Here is a 5000-nt window from a genome sequence, read left to right on the forward strand (position 1 = left end):
CGCCCAACAAAAAAGCCACCCCGGGGGGTGGCTTTCTGCTTCAAGGGGAGATCGCTGATTTCAGGCTTCCAAAAGGAAACCAAAGCAGATCAACCAGAAGATGGAATGAAGGTTTTACCTGGCATCGAGCTATTTTCTCAGGGGGCTGCCCCCCAAATATCGTCGCCGCTGCAGCGTTTCACAACCGAGTTCGAGATGGATCGGAGTGGTTCCACTGCGCCATGGACACCAGGATAGAAATCACCTCTCGGTGACTCCTCTCTTCATTCCCAGGTTGAACCCTGAGAACTGCATAGCCTAGAAAGACTCCCAACTCTTCAAAAGAAAAGCTGAATGTCTTTCGCCTGGAAAAAAGCTTTTAGAGCTCGAGTTTTGGTCAAGCCCTCGGTCTATTAGTACTCCTCTGCTTCACGCATTACTGCGCTTCCACATAGAGCCTATCAACGGGTGTTCTTCCCGTGACCTTACTGGCTAACGCCATGGGAATACTCATCTTGAGGTGGGCTTCCCACTTAGATGCTTTCAGCGGTTATCCACTCCGCACATGGCTACCCAGCGTTTACCGTTGGCACGATAACTGGTACACCAGAGGTGCGTTCCTCCCGGTCCTCTCGTACTAGGGAGAAATCCTCTCAATATTCCTGCGCATGCACCGGATATGGACCGAACTGTCTCACGACGTTCTGAACCCAGCTCGCGTACCGCTTTAATGGGCGAACAGCCCAACCCTTGGGACCAACTTCAGCCCCAGGTTGCGATGAGCCGACATCGAGGTGCCAAACCTCCCCGTCGATGTGAACTCTTGGGGGAGATCAGCCTGTTATCCCTAGAGTAACTTTTATCCGTTGAGCGACGGCCCTTCCACGCAGAACCGTCGGATCACTAAAGCCGAGTTTCCTCCCTGTTCGACTTGTAGGTCTCACAGTCAAGCTTGCTTCTGCTTTTACACTCGTCGGCTGATTTCCAACCAGCCTGAGCAAACCTTTGCGCGCCTCCGTTACCTTTTAGGAGGCGACCGCCCCAGTCAAACTGCCCACCTGATACTGTCCGGTCCCCGGATAACGGGTGACCGTTAGAACCCTAGCTCGCAAAGAGTGGTATCTCACCGTTGGCTCACATCGACCCGCAAGCCGATGATCAAAGCCTCCCACCTATCCTGCGCATTGAGAGCCCGGGCACAATACCAAGCTACAGTAAAGCTTCATAGGGTCTTTCTGTCCGGGTGCACGTAGTCCGCATCTTCACAGACAATTCTATTTCGCCGAGCCTCTCTCCGAGACAGCGCCCAGATCGTTACGCCTTTCGTGCGGGTCGGAACTTACCCGACAAGGAATTTCGCTACCTTAGGACCGTTATAGTTACGGCCGCCGTTCACCGGGGCTTCAGTCGCTAGCTTCGCTTGCGCTGACCAGCTTCCTTAACCTTCCGGCACTGGGCAGGCGTCAGCCCCCATACATCGTCTTGCGACTTAGCGGAGACCTGTGTTTTTGGTAAACAGTCGCCTGGGCCTCTTCACTGCGACCACCTTGCGGTGGCACCCCTTCTCCCGAAGTTACGGGGCCATTTTGCCGAGTTCCTTAGAGAGAGTTACCTCGCGCCCCTCGGTATTCTCTACCACCCCACCTGTGTCGGTTTCGGGTACAGGCCATGATGCCTTAACGGGTATAGGGCTTTTCTTGGAAGCTTGACGTCACCAACTTCGTTGCCGTAGCAACTCGCACTCACGCCTCAGCTCAAACCGTTTTCGCCGGTTCTCAACGCCTCGAACGCTTGGACCAGTAACCAACATCTGGCTTGGCTAGCCTTCTCCGTCCCCCTTCCCAAAACATCACAGGTACAGGAATGTTGACCTGTTGTCCATCGACTACGCCTTTCGGCCTCGCCTTAGGTCCTGACTAACCCTCCGCGGACGAGCCTGCCGGAGGAACCCTTAGGGTTTCGGGGCATGGGATTCTCACCCATGTTTTCGCTACTCAAGCCGACATTCTCACTTCCATGCAGTCCACGCCCGCTTACGCTAACGCTTCACCCCACATGGAACGCTCCCCTACCATTAAACAAGTTTAATCCGCAGCTTCGGTACAATGCTTAGCCCCGTTCATTTTCGGCGCAGGATCGCTCGACCAGTGAGCTATTACGCACTCCTTTGAGGATGGCTGCTTCTAGGCAAACCTCCTGGTTGTCTGGGCAATCCCACCTCCTTTATCACTCAGCATTGATTTGGGGACCTTAGCTGGCGGTCTGGGCTGTTTCCCTTTCGACCATGGAGCTTATCCCCCACAGTCTGACTGCCTAGTTACACACAGGGTATTCAGAGTTCGTCTCGATTTGGTACCGCTCTCGCAGCCCGCACCGAAACGGTGGCTTTACCCCCCTGCTGGAGCACTAGACGCTACGCCTCAACGTATTTCGGGGAGAACCAGCTAGCTCCGGGTTCGATTGGCATTTCACCCCTAACCACAGCTCATCCGCTGATTTTTCAACATCAGTCGGTTCGGACCTCCACTTGGTATCACCCAAGCTTCATCCTGGCCATGGTTAGATCACCCGGGTTCGGGTCTATAAACACTGACGATCGCCCTATTCAGACTCGCTTTCGCTATGGCTCCACCATTCCCGGTTTAACCTGCCAGTGCCTATAAGTCGCCGGCTCATTCTTCAACAGGCACACGGTCACCCGATCAGTCGGGCTCCCATTGCTTGTAAGCTCACGGTTTCATGTTCTATTTCACTCCCCTCCCGGGGTTCTTTTCACCTTTCCCTCGCGGTACTGTTGCGCTATCGGTCACACAGGAGTACTTAGCCTTACGAGGTGGTCCTCGCAGATTCACACGGAATTTCACGTGCTCCGTGCTACTCGGGATACAGCTAGGCCAACTTTGTTTTCGAATACGGGGCTTTCACCCTCTGTGGCGCGCCATTCAAACGCTTCTTCTAACTCCGTTGGTCCACGTTGCTGTCCCACAACCCCGATGGTCGAAACCATCGGTTTAGGCTCTTCCCCGTTCGCTCGCCGCTACTTAGGGAGTCGTTTTTACTTTCCTTTCCTCCAGCTACTAAGATGTTTCAGTTCGCTGGGTTGGCTCGTTCCGCCCTATGGATTCAGGCGGTCGTTCTAAGGGTTGCCCCATTCGGAAATTCCCGGATCAAAGCGTGTTTCCAGCTCCCCGAGACTTATCGCAGGTAACCACGTCCTTCATCGCCTCTGTGTGCCAAGGTATCCACCGTGAGCCCTTTGTAGCTTGACCAATTTCAACTCCCAGTCCTTATCAGCTGCGATCTTGCGATCCGCTTGCGGCTGTTGAGACCGATTCTCTCTGGATTCACCTACAACGCTTGAACCTGATTGCTCAGGCTCTTGGCTGCGGTTTGAATGCCAGGATCAAACTCCTTTATCCTCGGCGGACAAAGAAGAAAACTGGAAGCTCTCGGCTCTAAAAACTCAATAGAATTTTCTTGATTCACATCCTTCATCACATCCATTGCTGGACTTGACTTCAGATCTGAATCAAGCATCCATGAGATGCTTTATTTCCAGACTTCAACTATGCAGTTGTCAAGGTTCTGCTGACATTCAAACGGCCCTGTCTCCAGGGCAGCGTTGAATCCAGCGTCTTTTCAACTTACCCTTGAATATGACAAGAATGAAAAGAAGCTGAAATCTTCAGCGAACAACGATCTAGATCAACACAATAGCAGATCTCCTTACCTCACACGCTCTTACAAGCATGCATGGCCTGAGGGCAGAGCATCATCATTGGATGGAGGTTAGCGGACTCGAACCGCTGACATCCTGCTTGCAAAGCAGGCGCTCTACCAACTGAGCTAAACCCCCAGCCATCAAGTCCTGCCTGCTCAGCAGGCGGTGAATGGGCCATCCTGGACTTGAACCAGGGACCTCACCCTTATCAGGGGTGCGCTCTAACCACCTGAGCTAATGGCCCAGGAGTTGCTACCGCTCAGTAACGTCAAACATATCCTTAAAGCAAATGCTTCAAGACAAGCTGACGGCCCTGTGGGGTGACCTAGACAAAGTTTAGGAACTGAAATTGAATGGCAAGTCTCCAAGCTGATTACTCAGCCCTTCTCTCACCCTCAAGTTGAGGTACCGATCGACCTTCGAGATGACAGGATCATGGTCTAAGAATAAAAATACTCAGACATCACAATCAGGTATTGTCTCCCTGTTAGGAGGTGATCCAGCCGCACCTTCCGGTACGGCTACCTTGTTACGACTTCACCCCAGTCATCAGCCCCACCTTCGGCATCCTCCTCCCTTGCGGGTTGGAGTAACGACTTCGGGCGTGGCCAACTTCCATGGTGTGACGGGCGGTGTGTACAAGGCCCGGGAACGTATTCACCGCAGTATGCTGACCTGCGATTACTAGCGATTCCTCCTTCACGTAGGCGAGTTGCAGCCTACGATCTGAACTGAGCCACGGTTTATGGGATTTGCTAGCTCTCGCGAGTTTGCTGCCCTTTGTCCGTAGCATTGTAGTACGTGTGTAGCCCAGGATGTAAGGGGCATGATGACTTGACGTCATCCACACCTTCCTCCGGTTTATCACCGGCGGTCTCTCTAGAGTGCCCAACTAAATGCTGGCAACTAAAGACGTGGGTTGCGCTCGTTGCGGGACTTAACCCAACATCTCACGACACGAGCTGACGACAGCCATGCACCACCTGTCACTGCGTTCCCGAAGGCACTCCCAAGTTTCCAAGGGATTCGCAGGATGTCAAACCCTGGTAAGGTTCTTCGCGTTGCATCGAATTAAACCACATACTCCACCGCTTGTGCGGGCCCCCGTCAATTCCTTTGAGTTTCACACTTGCGTGCGTACTCCCCAGGCGGAACACTTAACGCGTTGGCTACGACACCGAGGGGGTCGATTCCCCCGACACCTAGTGTTCATCGTTTACGGCCAGGACTACAGGGGTATCTAATCCCTTTCGCTCCCCTGGCTTTCGTCCATGAGCGTCAGTTATGGCCCAGCAGAGCG

At 53.4% G+C, this 5000-nt stretch carries 1 protein-coding gene, 2 tRNA genes and 3 rRNA genes (1 of these 6 running past the window's edge); all 6 read right to left on the bottom strand.

The window, feature by feature from the left end:
- Positions 1-116: 116 nt before the first annotated feature.
- Positions 117-233: ribosomal RNA gene (rrf, locus tag CJZ78_RS13100) — 5S ribosomal RNA — on the bottom strand.
- A 139-nt stretch (positions 234-372) separates the two neighbouring features.
- Positions 373-3248: ribosomal RNA gene (locus CJZ78_RS13105) — 23S ribosomal RNA — on the bottom strand.
- A 79-nt stretch (positions 3249-3327) separates the two neighbouring features.
- Positions 3328-3516 (bottom strand): hypothetical protein, encoded by a 189-nt coding sequence (locus CJZ78_RS14105; RefSeq protein WP_158217096.1) that lies wholly within the window; start codon positions 3514-3516, stop codon positions 3328-3330.
- Positions 3517-3762: 246 nt separating this feature from the next.
- Positions 3763-3835, bottom strand: a tRNA-Ala gene (locus CJZ78_RS13110).
- A gap of 35 nt (positions 3836-3870) precedes the next feature.
- A tRNA-Ile gene (locus CJZ78_RS13115) sits at positions 3871-3944 on the bottom strand.
- Between the two features lie 243 nt (positions 3945-4187).
- Positions 4188-5000, bottom strand: a 16S ribosomal RNA gene (locus tag CJZ78_RS13120); it runs 673 nt beyond the window's last position.
- Together the 16S, 23S and 5S rRNA genes with 2 tRNA genes alongside form the textbook arrangement of a ribosomal RNA operon.

The sequence above is a fragment of the Synechococcus sp. 8F6 genome (assembly GCF_002252665.1).
Lineage (GTDB): Bacteria > Cyanobacteriota > Cyanobacteriia > PCC-6307 > Cyanobiaceae > Cyanobium_A.